Consider the following 19,901-nt stretch of genomic DNA (forward strand, 5'->3'; position numbering starts at 1 on the left):
AGCGCGGAGAGTTAGTTAATTCTGTTGATAATTCGGGCTGTAAAGGAATCATCCAATGAGTTTACAAAACACAGCAGTCGCCCCAGTTGACCGTGAGTACGAAATTACTGTCGTAAGATTTTTTACGATAATGGCCGTTGTATGGGGCATCGTCGGCATGAGTCTTGGCGTGTTCATTGCTTCACAGTTGGCATGGCCAGCACTCAACTTTGACATCCCATGGCTGACCTTTAGCCGTCTAAGACCGCTACATACCAATGCGGTTATTTTTGCGTTCGGTGGCTCTGCCCTGTTCGCAACGTCTTACTACATCGTCCAGCGTACCTGTAAGACACGCTTGTTCGCACCGTATTTGGCTTGGTTTACCTTTTGGGGTTGGCAGGCTGTTATCGTTTCTGCTGTCATTACATTACCACTAGGTTTGACCTCGAGTAAAGAATACGCTGAGCTTGAGTGGCCCATCGACATATTGATTGCGTTGGTGTGGATATCTTATGCCATTGTTTTCTTCGGAACACTCATCAAACGCAAAACCTCACATATCTATGTGGCTAACTGGTTCTTTGCCGCTTTTATTATTACGATTGCGTTACTACACATCGTAAATAGCATGGCGATTCCGGTTAGTGCGTTTAAATCATACTCGTTATTTGGCGGTGCAACCGATGCCATGGTGCAGTGGTGGTACGGACATAACGCGGTCGGTTTTTACTTGACGGCAGCTTTCCTTGGGATGATGTATTACTTTGTCCCAGTACAGATTGGTCGTCCTATTTATTCGTATCGTTTGTCTATTGTTCACTTTTGGGCATTGATCGCGTCTTATATGTGGGCTGGTGGTCACCATTTGCATTATTCGGCGCTTCCTGATTGGACGCAGTCATTGGCAATGGTGTTCTCCATCATCTTATTCGCGCCTTCTTGGGGTGGTATGATTAATGGTGTCTTGACGCTATCTGGTAGTTGGGATAAGTTACGTACCGATCCGATCATTCGCTTTATGATTGTGGCACTGTCATTCTATGCCATGTCGACATTCGAAGGCCCAATGATGTCTATCAAAACCGTTAATGCGCTATCGCATAATACGGATTGGACAATTGGTCACGTACACTCAGGTGCACTTGGTTGGGTGGGCATGATTACTATTGGTTCGCTATATGTACTGTTGCCTCGTATTTATAATAAGCCAAAAATGTACTCTATCAGCTTAATCACCACGCATTTCTGGCTAGCGACGGCAGGAACTATCTTTTACATCGTATCAATGTGGATCTCAGGTATTGGCCAAGGCATGATGTGGCTGGCTACTAACCCAGATGGTACTTTGGTATATAGCTTCGTTGATACCGTTGAGTTCTCACATTTCCCATATATTGGTCGTGCTTTTGGTGGCTTCTTATATGTGTCGGGCATGTTTGTGATGGCATATAACGTTTATAAAACACTTAAGATGCCTGAAGGTAAGCCTGTAGATGTTGCTGATCCTACGGATCACGAATCTAGTGTCAATACCTCGACAGCTAAAGTATAAGGAGCGATCATGGCTGGTACACCGCATGAAATTATTGAAAAAAATACAGGCTTGTTGGTCATCGGTATCGTTATTGCGATTAGTTTTGCAACGTTAGTTGAAATCGTACCGCTGATTTATGATAACAAGGGTCCAGAAGAAGGTGGCGTGAACGCCCCACTACCTTCTATGGAGCCATGGACTGCGCTTGAATTTGAAGGTCGTGATATTTATATTCGTGAAGGTTGTCACGTCTGTCACACGCAGATGGTTCGCCCATTGCGTGCTGAAGTTGAACGTTATGGGCCGTATTCACGTGCCGCTGAATCAACATGGGATCATCCATTCTTATGGGGTTCAAAACGTACAGGGCCTGACCTAGCACGTGTTGGTGGACGCTATTCAGAAGACTGGCAAAAACAACATCTCATTGCGCCACGGTCACTAGTACCTGAGTCAGTGATGCCAGGTTTCCCTTGGCTTGCGACTAACGAAGTCAACGGTACGAACGTACAAGCGAAAATGCGTCTATTCCGCGATCGTTTTGGCGTACCTTACACTGAAGAAGATATTGAAGGTGCTCCTGATGCTGTGCTTGGTGCAACTGAGCTTGATGCTTTAGTCGCCTACCTTCAGCAGTTAGGCACCGCAATGGAAGGACAGCGCTAATGGGTATTGGTGAATTACAAACAATTGCGACCGTCTCTGCCTTTGTTGCCTTCGTAGGCGTTGCATGGTGGGCGTATTCGCCAAAAAACAAAAAACGCTTCGAAGAAGATGCACAACTTGCGCTTGATGACGAGGATATAAAGTCTCTGTCTGAAGAGCAGCGCAATAAGGATAAACGATGACATTTTTTTGGAGTTCTTGGATCACGCTATTCAGTTTCGGCTGCTGGCTTTTTATTCTTGGCGTTCTACTGTTTGTATTAAAATACAAGCCAGACGTTGAGGAAGACGGTACCACTGGTCATGAATATGATGGTATCCGAGAATACGACAAACCACTCCCTAAGTGGTGGTTAGTGATATTTTTTGGCTCAATCGTTTGGGGTGTCGCTTACTGGGTATTTTTCCCAGCAATGTTCCCAGCACACTGGGAAGGCATCGCCACCGTAGAAGTCGATGGCGAAACCGTACCATGGACCTCTAAGAACGAGCTATTCAGTGAGCTTGAAAGCAATAATAGAATCTTTACCGATAATTTTGAGCAAAGCATCTTGGTAAAAGCAGATGCAGCGGGCGCGACTGCGACATTGGGCACACTTAATGAGTTGCAAGCAACCATGCGTCGTAGTGAGACACCACCTGCAGATTTGCAAACACAAATTGACGGAAAAATTGCTGAGCTTGCCCCTTATATTGAAAAGCTGTCTGAAAATCCGAACGCACTAAAAGTCGGTAGCCGTTTGTTCTTACAGAACTGTTCGGTATGTCATGGCTCGAATGCGAAAGGTGCCACGGGCTACCCTAACCTAACTGATAATGATTGGTTATATGGCGGCGAAGCACAAAATATTTTGACCACGCTACACAATGGCCGCGTTGGTGGTATGCCAGCATGGCGCGATCAGATCGGTGAAGACGGTGTGCGTGCAGCATCAGAATATGTATTATCGTTGTCGTCAAATAACGGTAGTAAAAGCAACGGCAAGCTTGATCAGACATTGGTTGCTCAAGGTTCAGCTATCTTCCAACAAAATTGTGCGTTATGCCATGATAAAGATGGCAAAGGTATGATTTCAGCGGGTGCGCCAAACTTAACTGATACCATTTGGTTATATGGCGGCGAGCGCGAAACGGTACGTAATACTTTACGTTACGGACGCGCAGGTGTGATGCCGCAGTGGGAAACGAAGCTAGGTAATGAGCGTATTATGCTACTTGCTGCTTATATTTACTCTTTGTCAGACAAGCCAGCTAAGGCCACTCAAGCCCTACCTGTTACTGCTACTGCGCCAAAAGCAGCAGCACCGGCAGCAGCTACCGTTAACTAAGACTACTCTAGTCAGTCGTTATAGGATAAATGGATAAGATCGAAAAAAGGGAGAACTGTTATTGCAGTTCTCCCTTTTGTTTGGCAATTTGGCTGAAGATTTTAGTTTAAGCGCTTTCATGTCTTTGTCATGATACTTATTTACTCTGCAAAGCCAGCTGTGCAGGCGACTCGACGACAACTAGTCGGTCAATATAATTTGGATACAATGATTGTTTTTGAGCATTATTACCCCATTTATAGTAGGGATAATGCTAAAATAGCACGATTTGAAAACCACGAATCGATCGCCATTTTTAGTATGAATGGTTCAATCGTAATTGGCTATTTACAATCGCTCATTTGGTAGCAGGGTTCGCTGTTTTTTACAGTGATTATCCTACTCAGCTACTTACTGACATTGATAACATCGCACATCCCGACATCTTTTTATTATAGGTGTTTGTTCATCATGCCAGCAGACTGATTCTTTTTTTAAAGAGGCACGTTTATGTCAGCACCACAACCCAATAAAATCCCTGTACAGCAGATTGATCTTGATGCCACCAAGCATCGTATTCATCCTCGATTTATCACGGGTTTTTATCAAAATATCCGCGTCGTTAGTATGTATGCGTTTTTGGCGCTGTTTTTGTTACTGCCATGGCTGCGTTATAATGATAGGCAGGCAATATGGTTTGATGTGCCCTCGCAACATTACTATATTTTTGGCATGACTTTTTTGACTCAGGATTTTTATTTCATTGCCGCCTTTGCGTTGATTGCCGCTTTTACCTTATTTATGGTAACGGTATACGCTGGTCGGGTATGGTGCGGCTATGCGTGTCCCCAAACGATCTGGACGCATCTATATCAGTACGTTGAAAAATGGGTGATTGGTGACCGTAATAAGCGCATGAAGTTCGATAAAGAACCAATGAGTGCAAAAAAAGCCTTTAAACGTGGTTTGGTATATTTTATTTGGTTTGTTTTTTCAATGATTACGGCGACTACATTCGTCAGCTACGTCTCCGGCACTGATAGCTTATATCATAGTTGGCAGATGATAGGCGTTATACCTTTCCCTGATTGGCCTACGTGGATTTGGGTATCTGTCTTTATCTTTGCTTTTTCTACCTATGTGAATGCCGGCTACATGCGTGAGCAGATGTGTGTTCAGATCTGTCCTTACGGGCGTTTCCAAAGCGTTATGTTTGATAAAGATACACTGATTGTCTCCTATGATTATGAGCGCGGTGAGCCACGAGGCGCGCGCAAAAAAGGGACCAATCCGGAGCATTTAGGCGACTGTATCGAATGTCAGATGTGTGTGCAAGTATGCCCTACTGGTATCGACATTCGTGATGGCTTACAAGTGGCCTGTATTCAATGTGCCGCGTGCGTCGATGCCTGTAATGAAGTCATGGATAAAGTGGGTTATCCCCGTGGTTTGATTCGCTATACGACAGAACGGCAACTGGCAGAAAAAGAGAAAAGCCGAGTATTTCGCCCACGGTTTTTTGCCTATTTAGCGCTACTGACCGTGCTTTGCGGTGGTGTCGTTTATGCCTTGACCGATCGTGTCCCCTTAGAGATTGACATTCGCCGTGACCGTAATCAGTTGTCATCGATCAATACTCAAGGCATGATTGAAAACAGCTATATCGTCAAGCTGACCAATAAAACCCAAGAGCCGCATACCTACAAGATAACCCTTGCCCCGCAAGAAGGTCTGAGTTTGGAATTGCGTTTTAATGATGTACCATTAGAAGCGGGTGAAAGCTTTGATATGCCCGTCAGTATTTATGGTGATCCTGATGTCATTGAATCTGGTCAAACACTTGTTACCCTAAATGTGAACAGCAATGATGGTCAGTACATGGTCAGCAAACAAAACGTCTTTACCACCCAAGGTCAGTAAACGCTTGCGTGTGGCAAGTGTAGACTCATATATTTCACCCGTTAGTCATCGACGAGCGGGTTATAGATTATCATTAAACTGACAGCCGTTAGCCGTCAATTTATCCGTCGATACCACTGTATAGATATCCGATAACTGGATATCTATAAACAGCTATTTGATTAACAGGTATTTTATGTCTACTCCAGCACCAAATTTTAAGCACCAAGATAGCCAGCCATGGTATAAAAACTATATGGTGGTTATCTTTGTGATTGGCATGCCAGCCTTTGTGGTGATTGCTTGCCTCTGGTTTGTTTATTACTCCTATCAGATCCGTGACAGTGTGGTTCGTGACGATTGGTATATGGATGGCAAGACGCTTTATCATGATGTGTCCCGTGACAAGCTGACTTATGACTTAGACCTGCATGGCGAGATGCAGTTTGCCGATGACGGTAATATTGTGTTTTATTTGAATTATCCTGAGCAAAGCTTACAATCGGGCAAATTACTTAATGGCACCCCGCTTACTTATCCTGATAAATTAGATTTATCAATCTCCCATGCGACCGACATTAAAAAAGATCGTGATGTGGTGTTACAGCACCAAGAAGGTAATAAATATAGCGCTAAGGTAGATATTGACCCCGTAAAAGCCAAGTACTATTTGCAAGTGAGCAATGAAGGCAAAGATGATTGGCGTATGCAAGATGTGGCAAAATTGCCACGTTCAAAGGTTAGTTTTGACCCGCTACCAGTATTTGCTGAGAGTTAACTTATACAAATATAGACTTCGTAGATTCAGCGAATAATCAATTCATTAAGACATAAAAAAACCAGCCATTAATAAGCTGGTTTTTTTTGGCTATTATTTGGCTATAGTGAGTAAAAAGTGATATCGAACCATCACGCACTGCTGATATCCATTTTTCTTGCTTGCTGTGCCTGCACAGACAGAGGCGACAAAAAATTAATATCAGCAAAATTTAGCCATTTTTAGCCCATTTATATATTCATCGATTGAGTTGGAGACACGCCCTAGATAACAGGATTAATTGTTGGAATCTTCTGTGTGGGTCGACTGCTTTCTATCGTTTTATCTGACTGTTGCTTACTGGCAAACTTTGGATTAAAAGTTTGCGTTTGTGGCGCTATTGGTAAGCCAATTTCAGCCAAGCTATCGGTCTGCCCTGCCTGAATATTATCCCCTTCAAACAAACGCTTATTATCATCACGATCGAGACTTAATCGCTCAAAATCAAACAATTCACGGTCTGCTAGTTGCGACGGTGCCACGTTTTGCATCGCCTTAAAGATAGAAGCCAAACGCTGTGGATGAGCATCGTCCCATTCGCGTAGCATGTCATTAATAATAGCGCGCTGTAGATTGGTCTGGCTACCACATAAATTGCACGGGATAATCGGAAAATCTTTTAGGTGTGCATATTCAATGATGTCTTTTTCTTCAACGTATGCCAATGGACGAATGAGCATGTTTTGCTTGTCATCGCTGAGCAGTTTCGGTGGCATGGATTTTAGCGTGCCACCATGGAACAAGTTTAAAAAGAAAGTCGCGAGCATGTCATCACGGTGATGACCAAGAGCAATTTTAGTCGCGCCAATTTGTTTGGCAAAACCATATAATGAGCCACGACGCAAACGCGAACATGCCGAACAATATGTCTTACCTTCCGGCACCACGCTTTTGACGATACTATAAGTGTCTTTTTCTAAAATATAGTGGGCAATGCCCTGCTCGTTTAGATACGCTGGCAAAATGTCTTCTGGATAGCCGGGTTGTTTTTGATCCAAATTAACCGCGACGATATCAAAATTAATCGGTGCAATACGTTTTAGCAGCAATAGAATATCCAATAAGGTATAGCTGTCTTTGCCTCCTGAAACACAGACCATCACCACATCACCCTCTTCGATCATATTAAAATCACGAATCGCCCAAGATACTTGTCTACGCAGTTTCTTCTGTAGCTTGCGAAACTGTGCTGATTGAGTAGGTGATAACTGCTCAGCCATCAAATCATCCTCAGCGGCATCATCATCTTCCATACTATCAATCTCTAAAGTATAGTCAGCCATACCTGCATCAGCAGACATCTCATCAAACTCTGGCGTAATTTTTGGTGTAAACAAGGTCGCTGCGGTCATAAGTTACTCAATATCTTTACAAGGGTGATTTTGCTATACAGCAAACTGCTATTACAGTGCTGTCATACATGATGGGCAAGCGTTAACACTGATGCTTTAAAAGCAGGGATTATAACAAAATTTGCTAACAGTTTGAAAAGAGGACATTAAATAATGGCTGCATGGTTCTGTAATGGTTGGATTTTTGCTAAAATAACCGTTTTTCGTAAACCAATAATAGATAACACTATGACTAACGTTACTTCGCAAAGCACCTCCAATAATCAAGCCTCCGATACTGACTTAAATGCTCTGCATAAAAGCCAAAATGCCGTTGTGCTACTGTCGGGCGGGCTTGATTCGGTGACTTGTTTGTATTGGGCCAAGGCACGTTATGCATCGGTGACTGCGGTCAGCTTCAACTATGGTCAACGCCATAATAGTGAGCTTGTCGCCGCAAAAAATATCGCCGAAACGGCAGCGGTCAACCATCGCATTATCGATATTGATATCGCTCAGCTTGGTGGCTCATCATTGACGGATCACAGTATGATGGTTCCTGATGGGGATGCGGAGAAGTTCCCTAATAAAAACCGTGATGAGATTGATAACGATGCCATCCCAAACACCTATGTACCGGCTCGTAATACCATATTTTTATCTTATGCCTTAGCCGTCGCTGAAGTGACCGACGCCAACCATATCGTTATTGGCGTCAGCTCAGTCGATTATTCAGGTTATCCAGATTGTCGTCCTGAATACATTGCCGCTTTTGAGCACATGGCAAACTTGGCGACAAAAGCGGGCGTTACTGGCCATCATTTATCCATTCAGACACCATTACAGCAGCTGTCAAAAGCAAAAACCATCGAGCTTGGGCTGTCATTGGGTGTCGATTATGGTCAGACGATTTCTTGCTATCAAGCCGATGCAAATGGTCTTGCCTGCGGTGTTTGCGATAGCTGTACCTTGCGTCGCCAAGGATTCGCCCAAGCAGGTATCGCTGATCCTACTCATTATCAACCTTAACAGTTTAAGTACTCATAGCGACAGACAGTATAACTAAACATTAGCGAAACATTCGCTTGCATTAACACAGCACGCCGCCGTTGTATTTTAATTACGATACTTGCTATGGTATGGACGATTCTCTCTGTCATCAGATAGACAACTGATAGAGAAATACCCTTATTTACCTCAGTAATTTAATTTTTGAGTAAAAATCTACAAAATTGACGCTACCCTTGAGAGGATGTTTATGAAGTTTTTGCCAGTATTACCCCTAGCCTTAGCGGCTCTTTTTGCCATACCACAGGCCAATGCTACCGATATCGAGCAAGACAATATTAATACCTGTGTGAGCGGGGCCGTCAAATATAAAGTTGCTGATAAAAATAACGCGACCAAACTGTGCAATTGCACCATTGGCGTTCGTAGCAACATGACGATCGGTCAAATGTGGGAAATTGAAAGCTACGCCCAAGACAAGAAAGACCCGTCAGGCCTATCTTACGTGAAGGAAATGCAAAAAGACTTGCAGCAATGCACCGTCGGCTTAGATCTAAAGAAACCACAAAAACCGGCATAATTGATAAAAGGTTCAACACAAAAAAGACTGGTCATTACCAGTCTTTTTTGTTGCCAATGAATAAGTGAAGTGTAAAACTGAGTATTTATTTCTGCTAATCTGCCTATAATAAGACAATCATAACTCAAACAAACATTAAAATGACTAAGGACTTTACCATGGCTAAACCAACCACAGAAACTATCGCCCTGCCCGACTTTCCAGTGACGATGGTGCGTGAGCTCGATGGTCACTTTATTCATGATGACATTGACCTAAAAGACTTGGTTGCGCATACCGACAAAGGACTGATCCTTTATTTTTATCCAAAAGACAGCACTCCAGGCTGCACCACACAAGCGACAGAATTCACGGCGCGTCTTAGTGAGTTTGATGATTTGGGCTATGATATTGTCGGGGTCTCCCGTGATAGTGTCGAATCTCATGAAAGGTTTATCGCGAAATATGATCTACAGATTCCACTGATCAGTGATAGCGACGAAAAACTATGCCAGTACTTTGAGGTCATAAAAGAAAAAAACATGTACGGTAAGATAACGCTAGGTCTGGTACGCTCAGCTTTCGTATTCGATAAAGACGGCAATCTCACGCATGCGCAGCGCAATCTACGCGCCAAAGATTATACTGAGCGTTTACTGACGATATTGGCACCATAACTTTTATTATAATTAGTGGCACTAATTATTGGTCATAAAATAGCGTTTATTGAGTCGCTGAGCACAAACGATTAAAAGCCAACGTCTTATCAGTCACTCACATCCTATAAAATATAACTACTTGAGAACAATATGAAAAACCAGTCCGACACCGCTGTCGATAGCACAAACCATCAAGTCACCCGTAAAGTCTCTGTTGCCATCATTGGTGCAGGTACAGCAGGACAAAACGCCTTTCGCCAAGCCAGTAAAATCAAAGACGATGTTGTCATTATTAACGAAGGCTTTTGGACGACGACTTGTGTCACTGTAGGCTGTATGCCTAGCAAACTATTGATCGCAGCGGCTGACCGTGCACATGATGCCAACCATTCTGCTGAATTCGGTATTCACACAACTGTGCAAATAGATGGCAAACAAGTGATGGGGCGCGTACGCGACGAACGCAGTCATTTCGAAAGCTATCTCGAAGAGCAAGTAGATAGCTGGCCTGATCACAAAAAAATAGCGGGTCACGCTCATATCAATAAACAAGGTATGATTGAGGTCAATGACGAGGTGATTGAAGCAGAAAAAATCATCGTGGCCACAGGTAGCTCCCCTTTTATTCCAGAAGGTTGGGCGGACAAGCTTGGTGATACCTTGCTCACCTCTGATACCGTTTTTGAGCTGCCAGACTTACCAAAATCTATGGCGGTCGTTGGTGCAGGTGCCATTGGCTTGGAGCTCGCACTAGCATTTAATCGCTTGGGTGTGGATGTGACATTATTTAATCGCGTCAAAAAGGTGGCTGGACTGAAAGATCCAGACATTAGCAATAAGGCCATCGACTGCTTAAGCCGCGAGCTGATGATGCACTTAGGTAGTAAAATTAACGATGTCGGTGTACAAACGGCTGAAGGCAATAAAGGTTCACTCGCTTTTATTGACTATGAAGACAGCGCAGGTGAGACACAGCAGTGGCAAGGGGAATACGTACTGGTCGCGACAGGTCGCCGTAACAATATTGACGAGCTAGGCGTTGAAAACCTAGGCGTTGTACTCGATGAAAAAAACCGCCCAAAAGATCTGAGCAAGAAAACCGGTCAAATTGGTGATTTGAATGTCTTTATTGTTGGCGATGCCAATGCCAATATTCCACTGTTACATGTGGCCAGTGATGAAGGTTTTAGTGCAGGTAATATGGTCTGTGACAATAAAGACGCTGCCTATATCCGTCCACCAGCAGTGCCCTTTTCTATCGTGTTTTGTTCGCCCCAAATCGTTAATGTCGGTATGTCTCTACCAGAAATACAACAAGATCCAGAATTGGAGTATGTCATTGGTCGCGTCAGTTTTGATAACCAAGGTCGCAGTCGTGTGATGGGTGTCAACTGTGGTCTGTTGCATATCTATGGATGCAAAAAAACCGATAGAATCTTAGGCGCTAGCATGGTAGGTCCTGATGCCGAGTATATCGGTCATATACTCGCTATGGCAATTACCAATGACTTGAGTATCAAAGCCATGCTCGATACTCCTTTCTATCATCCAACGATACTAGAAGGTTTGCGTACCGCGCTACGTGATGTCCAGTATAAGATGGAGATACCTTTCCAATCTCAAGACACACAAAAAGATAACTCTTAATGGATACCTCAGTCACACTTTCCAAGAAGTGAGGGCTTAGTCTCAATCACCACTCATGTTATGTTTGATTGCTTTGATAACTTGAGGTAGTTTATAGCCAAGCATCTCGTGTACAAAACTTTGTACAAACACACCCTGCATGGACGAAAAAATGCCAATCGCCAGTGTTACCGACTTTTTTAAAGAGATTATTCGTGACCTGCACACCAGCCTTTACCTCGCTTTGGGCGGCTCTATAGACGAAGAGTCATTCGATTGGACATCGCAAGCAGTAGAGTTGGTTAGCACTGGTATCAAAATCCTAATACTGCTTGCGGTATTGGGGTTTTGTTATTGGTTGGCTATTTATATTGTCAAAAAAAGCAAATCTCGCATTCGACTGAATGAGCGCCGTGCCAAAATCGTCCGTTCCGTTTTGCGTTATATCTGGATAGTTACCAGCTTGATTGCCATTATGAGCCAAATTTACTTTGAGCCAGAGACTATCAAGGCCACTGCAAAAGCCAGTACATGGGCGGGTATTTATTACGTACTTTGGACGTCATCTGGACAGATTATTCACAGAGTGCTACAGCATTATGGTCTCAACGCTTCTATAGAGCAGCTGCTTCAAAACATCTTGTCAGTGCTGCTATTGGTACTCGGACTTGCCAGCGTCATGGCGCAATTTGGTTTTGATATTGTCTCATTGGTCGCAGGTTTAGGGATTGTGGGCTTGGCAGTCGGTTTTGCTGCCCAATCAACCCTTGCTAATTTCATTGCGGGTATCACCATTTTGCTCGAACAATCTTTTCAGGTTGGCGACTGGATTCATATCAATGACAATGAAGGTCGTGTCGTACTCATTGCATTACGCACCACCCATATTTTGACTCGAGACAACATCACCGTCATTATTCCCAACTCTAACGTTGCCTCTTCTGAAGTTACCAATTTAACCTCCAAGAACTTTATTCGCTTCGATATTCGTGTGCGTATCGCTTTTGAAGATGATGTCGACACTGCTCGCAAGGAAATTTTGCAAGTCCTTGCTGATACTGAAGTGGTGCTCAATCGTCCTGAATGCTCAGCTACCGTGGATGAAATTGGTGAGTACGGAGTGTTTTTTATCGTGCGTTTTTGGGTCAAGCCTGCCGCTGTCGCGCGCATGCCCAAAATCAAGGAAGGTCTAAAAGAGGATATCAAGCGTGCCTTTGATGCCGCCAATATCTCCACCCCTTACCCGCATATGCGCTTACTGATGCCAAAAGACGTCGATTATCCTATCGCTACCAAACCCTTTGCGACCACAACGCAGGTCGTATCAGAAAAACGGCCGCTAACCAAGGATAATAAATAACGTTTATTAAGGAATGCCCCTAATCTGGAAAAGTAAATTCAAAAATCTTAAGCGACAGAGACTACTTCAAACATAGCTCTCTATGATATGGCCAAAGCAGCTAGCGTAGCTTGTAAGGTCTAAAAAAAGCTCATATATTTTGATAGCTTATATAGTCAGTCCGATATGAAAAAGATACAGCGGGACTGGGATGAATTTTTTGCAGCCTCTGTCGGCATAGGCACAGCAAGCCAGAAAAATTTATAACAGTTTCGCGTTATTAAATAACTTATCCATTTTATTTAGTATTAACTATATAGTGAATATAAGCCTAAAGATTTGCTTATGGATTACTATAACTATTATCATATAAATGCAGCATTTTGAAAACAAAAAGACAATAACCCAAATCGGAGTAAATAATGATTACCCATGTACCTGATGTGACTTTCAAAACTCGTGTTCGTGATGAATCTATTGGAGGAGATAACCCATTCACATGGTATGACCTCACCACAGATGAGTTATTTGCCAATAAAAAAGTGGTTGTGTTCTCACTACCAGGTGCCTTTACGCCAACTTGTTCGACCAGCCACCTACCTCGTTATGAAGAGCTTTACAATGAGTTTAAGGCGTTAGGCGTAGATGAAATCGTTTGTATTTCTGTCAATGATGCCTTCGTCATGTATCAGTGGGGCCTAAAGCAAAACCGCGAAAACGTTTTTTTGCTGCCTGATGGCAATGGTGAGTTCACTCGTAAAATGGGCATGCTGGTTGATAAGAGTAATCTTGGCTTTGGTATGCGCTCATGGCGTTATTCGATGCTTGTCGACAACAAAGCCATCAAAAAAGTGTTTAAGGAACCTGATTTTGGCGACAACTGTCCAATAGACCCATTTGAAGTATCAGATGCAGACACTATGTTAGATTATTTGAAAAGTAAGGCTTAATCACAATGCTTAAGTACATTGGCTCTTGACTGGTATTATCAGGCGTCGATAGATGCTTAAGTACTGAGGCTCAAATACTGCCAAACTGCCAAACTGCATAGTCCTTGAACATAAGGGCTACGCAGTTTTTTTATGTTTTTTACAAGAACCTCTATCTCTGAGCTTTGTTATTTTCCTTGTTTGACTGTAATTTATCTCATTTGTATTACCATTTTAAAATGAGGACACGCCTTAGATTAAAAACCAATAATGAGCCATTTTTTTAATCTGACGCTATAGCCAAAATATCCTAAAAATGCGACGGTATTGCTGATATCAATTTTTTGTAGCCTCTGTCTGTGCAGGCACAGCAAGCAAGAAAAATGGATATCAGCATTGCGTGGTGTATCTGTACTACTTTTCACTCACTATAGTTTTCACTCACTATAGATAGCAGTAGTTTTAATAACACCTTAACGCCAAAATTTTAAACGCCGTCTTTTAATCAAAGCCACTTAAACCATCCATAGCGTAATTATGGTAAAATTGACGGTTAAACATCTTATCTTATGATGTGCCTTATTTATCATTACTTATCAATTTAGCCCACAGGTATCCGTATGACCGAAACAACCGCGCCAGCCCTTGCCGCCGCATCTTCACCAGCGTTGTCAGAAGCACTTTCACCAGCGATCTCAGCAGAGTTGTCACTTGAGCTGATTATCACTTGTGCCGATGGGCTTGAGGCACCACTACAGACTGAGCTGACGAGTTTTGGTATTGCAAGCGATATCAAAAGTACGGGGCGTCTGACCGTTACGGGTACGTTGCGTGACTTATATACTATTTGCCTATGGTCGCGGGTAGCGTCACGGGTATTGATGTTAATCAAACGCAGAAACATCAATGCTGAGTATGATGTGGCCGAGCAGCTTTATGGTTTGGCAAAATCGGTCAATTGGACGGAGCAATTCAACTTAGAGCAAACCTTTGCCATCCGTCTATCCGTCGACAAACGCGTCGCTGTCAGTCAACAGTTTGCGATGCTACGTATCAAAGATGCCATTGCTGATACCTTTAATGAAGTTTATGACAGTCGCCCTAACGTCGATAGCAAACATCCGGATTTTGCTATTTTTGCGACGGTTAATGACAAGCAAGCTGAACTGTATTTAGATTTGTCAGGCACCAGTTTACACCGCCGTGGCTATCGCGTGGCGATGACCGAAGCACCATTAAAAGAAAACTTAGCAGCAGCTTTGCTTTATAGCGCAGGCTGGCATAAGAAAAATGATGCTGGCGACGCGCCTTTTTATAATGCCTTAGTCGATCCAATGTGTGGCTCTGGCACCTTTATCATTGAAGCGCTACTCATGCATTGTGATTATGCGGTGGGTATCGACAAAGCCGCCAATCAATTTGGTTTTTACCAATGGCAGCATCATGACGAGACGCTATGGCAGCAGATGATTGATGATGCCCAGACACGTTTCCGTGAAGGCTTAGCAATCGCTAACGAGCAGCCAGATACCCTACCGCTCATTTTGGGTTTTGATGCCGATAGTGGCGCGATTATCGCCACAGAAAAAAACCTTATTGCCGCTGGTTTACAGGACTTGCTACCGTTACTCGACATTGAAACCCGCGCCCTTGACCAGCTAAGCAGTGTGCTAAAGCCGTTGGTCGATGATGGTCGATTGAGCAATCCTCTAATTATCACCAACCCACCTTACGGCGAGCGTTTGGGTGATGAAGAGATGATTAAGCCCTTGTATCAAGCGATTGGGCTTATATTGCAAGACAGCTTTGCTGGTAGTGGTGTCGATCCGATGCTTGGTATATTGGCCTCTCATGTCGAGCAAGTCGATATCTTACCAATTAAAGAACCAAAAACCTTACGCTGTCATAATGGTGCCATTACCGTTTATTTCCGCTATGGCAAGTTGATTGCAGGGCAAACAGGTAATCTTGTGAGCCGTTTTGAAAAGCGTGAGATTGAAGTAGAAGACGGTCAAGACTTTATCAATCGCCTGCAAAAAAATCTTGCCAAACTCAAGAAACTGGCCAAAAAAGACAATGTGAGTAATGTGCGTGTCTACGATGCCGATTTGCCTGATTTTAAAGTGGCTATCGACTTATACGGTGACTATGCGCACGTGCAAGAATATGCACCACCAAAAACCATTCCACCCGAGACCGCCAAAAAACGCTTTAATCTAGCTTTGATGGGTATTCGTGAAGTGTTTGATATTAATCGCGAACAAATCTTTATCAAAACTCGGGCACGCCAGTCTGGTAATGATCAGTATAGTAAGCAGAACACCACAGAAAAGCGTGGCAAGTTTCATGTTGCTCGCGAAGATGGCGCGTATTTCTACGTCAACTTTACCGACTATCTCGATACCGGTTTATTTATTGACCATCGTAATATGCGCGCTCGGATTAAAGACAACAGTCGTAATAAATCAGTATTGAATTTATTTGCTTATACCTGTACGGCAAGTGTACATGCGGCATTGGCTGGCGCGAAAAAAGTCACCAGCGTTGACTTGTCGCAGAACTATCTCGATTGGGGCAAGCAAAACTTTGTCCTAAATGGTTTGGATGTCAGCCGCAATAAATATCAATTCGTTGCTGCCGATATTTTTGAGTGGATTAAGGAAAATACCGAGCAATTCGATATCATCTTCATTGATCCACCGACCTTTTCAAACTCGAAAAAGTTCCAAGGTACTTTTGATGTGCAGCGAGATCATGCCGCTATTATTAACCGCGCGATGAACCGCTTGACCGCTGATGGCGTCTTATACTTCTCAAACAACTTTACCCGTTTTGAGCTCGATGAGCAGTTAATCGAGCGCTATGACATCGTTGATATCACCCAAAAAACCATTGGCTTCGATTTTAATATCAAAAAACCAATCCATCAAAGTTTTGAGATTCGTCACCGTCAAAGCCTGTAATCAAGCGCTTATCGATACAAAAGTGCTAGACAAATAGAGAAATTCATCTCAGCAGTCTAGCTCCTCAAAATTTGGGTTTTTTGCCCAATGACGATGAAACACAATAATGACCCAATCTACTTTGATTGGGTCATTTTTTGTTGTTATGATAGAGCGTTATCAAGCGATGGTCTTGCACCAATTTTGGTTCAACATCGCTTTTATTTTCATTACTTCATACCAAAAATTTTTACGCTAACAACAGGGACAATCTCATGGCATTATCACTTAATAAAGGCGGTAATTTATCGCTAACCAAAACGGACCCAAATTTAACCAAGCTACTTATCGGTCTTGGCTGGGATGAGCGTGCTACTTCTGGTGCCGAGTTCGACCTTGATGCCAGCGTATTTTTATTAAACACCGCTGGCAAAGTACGCGGCGATCATGACTTTATCTTTTACAACCAACTCAAATCTGACAATGGCGCGGTTGAGCATACTGGTGACAACCGTACTGGCGAAGGTGACGGTGATGATGAAGTCGTCAAAGTAAACCTAACCCAAGTACCTGCCGATGTCGATAAAATCGTCGTCACTGTCACCATTCACGATGCAGCAGCTCGCAGCCAAAACTTTGGGCAAGTAGCCAATGCTTTCATCCGTGTCGTCAATGAAGATACTGGCACCGAAGTAGTACGTTTTGATTTGGCAGAAGACTACTCTGTTGAGACCGCAATGGTATTTGGTGAAGTCTATCGTCATAACGGCGAATGGAAATTCCGCGCCGTTGGTCAGGGCTACTCTGGCGGCTTGCAAGCCATGTGTCAGCAATACGGCGTTGATATCTAAACCTGTGTTTAGATTATATCATTATCGTAATTGGGGTGATAAGCACTGCTAAAACTAGCATTCAAAGTACCTTTATTAGTTAGCTATGCTAAGTAGCTTTGTAGAGTTCTGAATAAGCTAATGAATAACGTACTTTTAGTTGCAAAATAGCCACAATTATTGATAGCTAAACAACCAATAATGCTTTATGTTTCGTTTAGAATTATGCATAAAAAAGTGGTTAGCGATAACCGCTTTTTTATGCTTTGTCTATAATAGACAACCTTAGCTTTACGCAACTAGACAGGATGTGTCATGAGACATTTTTATTTAGACTTTATCTTCACGGCCATTGCCTTAGCAGTCGCGGCGTGGTGGGGATATTCACATGGTGGTATGGGCGGTTTGATAACCACCCTATCTATTACTGCTATTTTGGCCGTCATGGAGATTTCATTATCCTTTGACAACGCAGTGGTCAATGCCTCAGTCCTAAAGGGCTGGGACGAATTTTGGAAAAAGATATTTTTAACGGTTGGTATTTTAATCGCCGTATTTGGTATGCGCTTGGTGTTCCCCATTGTCATCGTCGCGGTCACCGCTGACCTTGGTATGATGCAAGTTATAGATTTGGCATTGAACGATCCTAAAGAATACTCAGCAAGACTAATGGCACATCATGCTGAAATTTCAGCATTTGGCGGTATTTTCTTACTACTGGTCTTCTTGAACTTTATATTCGATGAAAAAGAAGTGCATTGGTTTGACTGGCTTGAAAGTCGTCTTGCAAAGCTAGGTAAAGTGGATGCCATGAGCGTCTTCGTTGCGCTTATTGTCTTGATGATTTCAGTATCTTGGGCTACCGCTGAACAAGCTTCTGCTGTATTGATTGCGGGTGTTTGGGGTATCTTGGTTTATCTAGGTGTACAGGTAGTCTCTGGTATGCTTGAAGGTGATCTTGAAGAAGAACTAGACACTCAAGGTAACAGTACTGGTGCTGCAACTAGCGCGATTATGAAAGGTGGTATTATTGGTTTCTTATACTTAGAAGTCCTTGATGCCTCATTCAGTTTCGATGGTGTGATTGGCGCATTTGCGATTACCAATGACGTCATCGTCATCATGCTAGGTCTTGCTATTGGTGCGATGTTCGTGCGTTCGATGACTATCTTCTTGGTCGATAAAGGCACACTTGATGAATATGTCTATCTTGAGCATGGCGCCCATTATGCCATCGGTGCTTTAGCCATTATTATGCTGCTATCGGTGAAGTTTCATGTACCAGAGCTTATCACTGGCCTTATCGGTATTACCTTTATTGGCTGGGCGTTTGTCGCGTCACTCAATTATCGTAAGCGAGAAGCAAAATCTATTAACTGATAAACAGTGAGTTTGAAGCGTAGTAAGCATCAAACGTCATACATTTTGTTTAGCATAATACGTTTTAATGACAGGTTATACCAAGATGTTGGTATAACCTGTTTTCGTTTATGAGCATTTTTTATTTACGGTATGCAACTTTTACAAAGTTTTTCAGCTGCTTATTATCTGACCCTTTAGCCAACTTCTGAAGACTCATAAAATACTTTGCGATAACAATATCTTAACCACTGTTACTAGGTTTGTTAAAAAGTATCAGAGTTGCAGCACTGATATGTCCCTTAGTAACCATCTGGTAAGTGCACAAAATACGCCTTGCTTACTGAGCAAACGCTTAGTATAGTAAAACGTAATGATATGCAGGGTATGGCATACAGGTAGTTTTTTTATGATTTACCCACATATATCAGTCACTGCATAATTTTAGTTCATTTATTTCACAACCCAATCCACTTAATTATTAATCTAAAGGATATCTATATGGCTATTAGCTTAACAAAAGGCGGCAACGTAAACTTATCAAAAGAAGCACCAGGTTTGACCAATATTACGGTCGGTCTTGGCTGGGATCCACGCGCCACTGACGGTCAAGAATTTGACTTGGATGCGATTGGCTTCTTGGTCAATGAAGCAGGTAAAGTTCGTAACGACCAAGATTTTATCTTCTTCAATAACTTAAAATCAGACAATGGCGCGGTCGAGCATACTGGCGATAACCGCACTGGTGAAGGCGATGGCGATGATGAAGCGATCAAAGTAAACCTAGCGAGCATTCCAGCTGACGTTAATAAAGTAGCACTTTGCGCCATCATTTATGAAGGCCAAGCCCGTAATCAAAACTTTGGTCAAGTAGGCGAAGCTTATATCCGTATCGTCAATGACAATGGCGGCAGTGAAATTGCACGCTATGACCTATCAGAAGACGGTAGCACTGAAACTGCGATGATCTTTGGCGAGTTGTATCGTCACAGCGGTGATTGGAAATTCCGCGCCGTTGGTCAAGGCTTCAGCGGTGGTCTTGGACCATTAGCCGGCTCTTATGGCGTCAACGTTTAGACGTTTATTAATAGCAACGTTAATCACTCAAACAGTTA

Annotated in this window: 17 protein-coding genes; 16 read left to right on the forward strand and 1 reads right to left on the reverse strand. The window is 43.0% G+C overall.

The annotated features are described in order from the left end of the window. Window positions 1-55: 55 nt before the first annotated feature. From ccoN to AAEY72_RS08115, 6 genes are all read left to right on the forward strand, one after another. Complete coding sequence (ccoN, locus tag AAEY72_RS08090) at window positions 56-1,534, forward strand: cytochrome-c oxidase, cbb3-type subunit I (RefSeq protein WP_010199609.1); 1,479 nt, start codon at window positions 56-58, stop codon at window positions 1,532-1,534. Window positions 1,535-1,543: 9 nt separating this feature from the next. Next, window positions 1,544-2,182 carry a cytochrome-c oxidase, cbb3-type subunit II gene (gene ccoO, locus AAEY72_RS08095; RefSeq protein WP_010199607.1) on the forward strand — a complete coding sequence of 213 codons (639 nt, stop codon included), beginning with the start codon at window positions 1,544-1,546 and terminating at the stop codon, window positions 2,180-2,182. Continuing rightward, a complete protein-coding gene (locus AAEY72_RS08100) occupies window positions 2,182-2,364 on the forward strand; it encodes a CcoQ/FixQ family Cbb3-type cytochrome c oxidase assembly chaperone (protein WP_010199605.1) in 183 nt (60 codons plus the stop codon). Before ccoO ends, AAEY72_RS08100 begins: the two co-directional genes overlap by 1 nt. Then, window positions 2,361-3,509 (forward strand): cytochrome-c oxidase, cbb3-type subunit III, encoded by a 1,149-nt coding sequence (gene ccoP, locus AAEY72_RS08105; RefSeq protein ID WP_352310156.1) that lies wholly within the window; start codon window positions 2,361-2,363, stop codon window positions 3,507-3,509. Before AAEY72_RS08100 ends, ccoP begins: the two co-directional genes overlap by 4 nt. Window positions 3,510-3,998: 489 nt before the next feature. Then, a complete protein-coding gene (ccoG, locus tag AAEY72_RS08110) occupies window positions 3,999-5,408 on the forward strand; it encodes a cytochrome c oxidase accessory protein CcoG (RefSeq protein ID WP_194620049.1) in 1,410 nt (469 codons plus the stop codon). Window positions 5,409-5,583: 175 nt separating this feature from the next. Further along, on the forward strand, window positions 5,584-6,165 hold the full coding sequence (locus AAEY72_RS08115) for a FixH family protein (protein WP_010199599.1): 582 nt from the start codon (window positions 5,584-5,586) through the stop codon (window positions 6,163-6,165). Window positions 6,166-6,428: 263 nt separating this feature from the next. On the opposite strand, the gene ttcA is transcribed toward AAEY72_RS08115, so the two are convergent. Beyond that, window positions 6,429-7,505 carry a tRNA 2-thiocytidine(32) synthetase TtcA gene (ttcA, locus tag AAEY72_RS08120; RefSeq protein ID WP_413191369.1) on the reverse strand — a complete coding sequence of 359 codons (1,077 nt, stop codon included), beginning with the start codon at window positions 7,503-7,505 and terminating at the stop codon, window positions 6,429-6,431. Between the two features lie 342 nt (window positions 7,506-7,847). Here ttcA and queC point away from each other — a divergent pair, with 342 nt between their 5' ends. From queC to AAEY72_RS08170, 10 genes are all read left to right on the forward strand, one after another. After that, window positions 7,848-8,564, forward strand: coding sequence for a 7-cyano-7-deazaguanine synthase QueC (queC, locus tag AAEY72_RS08125; RefSeq protein WP_265087668.1), 717 nt, complete (start codon window positions 7,848-7,850; stop codon window positions 8,562-8,564). 229 nt (window positions 8,565-8,793) lie between these two features. After that, window positions 8,794-9,123 carry a hypothetical protein gene (locus tag AAEY72_RS08130; RefSeq protein ID WP_189584517.1) on the forward strand — a complete coding sequence of 110 codons (330 nt, stop codon included), beginning with the start codon at window positions 8,794-8,796 and terminating at the stop codon, window positions 9,121-9,123. 158 nt (window positions 9,124-9,281) lie between these two features. Beyond that, window positions 9,282-9,779 carry a peroxiredoxin gene (locus tag AAEY72_RS08135; RefSeq protein ID WP_194620064.1) on the forward strand — a complete coding sequence of 166 codons (498 nt, stop codon included), beginning with the start codon at window positions 9,282-9,284 and terminating at the stop codon, window positions 9,777-9,779. 132 nt (window positions 9,780-9,911) lie between these two features. Then, complete coding sequence (locus AAEY72_RS08140) at window positions 9,912-11,408, forward strand: dihydrolipoyl dehydrogenase (RefSeq protein WP_352310157.1); 1,497 nt, start codon at window positions 9,912-9,914, stop codon at window positions 11,406-11,408. 151 nt (window positions 11,409-11,559) lie between these two features. Then, window positions 11,560-12,747 (forward strand): mechanosensitive ion channel family protein, encoded by a 1,188-nt coding sequence (locus AAEY72_RS08145; RefSeq protein ID WP_227669940.1) that lies wholly within the window; start codon window positions 11,560-11,562, stop codon window positions 12,745-12,747. Window positions 12,748-13,148: 401 nt separating this feature from the next. Then, window positions 13,149-13,676, forward strand: a complete 528-nt coding sequence (locus AAEY72_RS08150) for a peroxiredoxin (protein WP_194620071.1) — start codon at window positions 13,149-13,151, stop codon at window positions 13,674-13,676. A 599-nt stretch (window positions 13,677-14,275) separates the two neighbouring features. Further along, the gene (gene rlmKL / locus AAEY72_RS08155; RefSeq protein ID WP_194620073.1) at window positions 14,276-16,618 is read left to right on the forward strand and encodes a bifunctional 23S rRNA (guanine(2069)-N(7))-methyltransferase RlmK/23S rRNA (guanine(2445)-N(2))-methyltransferase RlmL; all 2,343 of its coding nucleotides are present in this window, start codon (window positions 14,276-14,278) and stop codon (window positions 16,616-16,618) included. Between the two features lie 254 nt (window positions 16,619-16,872). Further along, the gene (locus tag AAEY72_RS08160; RefSeq protein ID WP_189584499.1) at window positions 16,873-17,448 is read left to right on the forward strand and encodes a TerD family protein; all 576 of its coding nucleotides are present in this window, start codon (window positions 16,873-16,875) and stop codon (window positions 17,446-17,448) included. Window positions 17,449-17,742: 294 nt separating this feature from the next. After that, complete coding sequence (locus AAEY72_RS08165; protein WP_352310158.1) at window positions 17,743-18,807, forward strand: DUF475 domain-containing protein; 1,065 nt, start codon at window positions 17,743-17,745, stop codon at window positions 18,805-18,807. A 480-nt stretch (window positions 18,808-19,287) separates the two neighbouring features. Next, window positions 19,288-19,863: a TerD family protein gene (locus AAEY72_RS08170; protein ID WP_110922674.1), complete on the forward strand. Its 576-nt coding sequence runs from the start codon at window positions 19,288-19,290 to the stop codon at window positions 19,861-19,863. The last annotated feature ends 38 nt before the right edge of the window (window positions 19,864-19,901 follow it).

Origin of the sequence: Psychrobacter sp. W2-37-MNA-CIBAN-0211 (genome assembly GCF_040309405.1) — a bacterium.
Lineage (GTDB): Bacteria > Pseudomonadota > Gammaproteobacteria > Pseudomonadales > Moraxellaceae > Psychrobacter > Psychrobacter glaciei.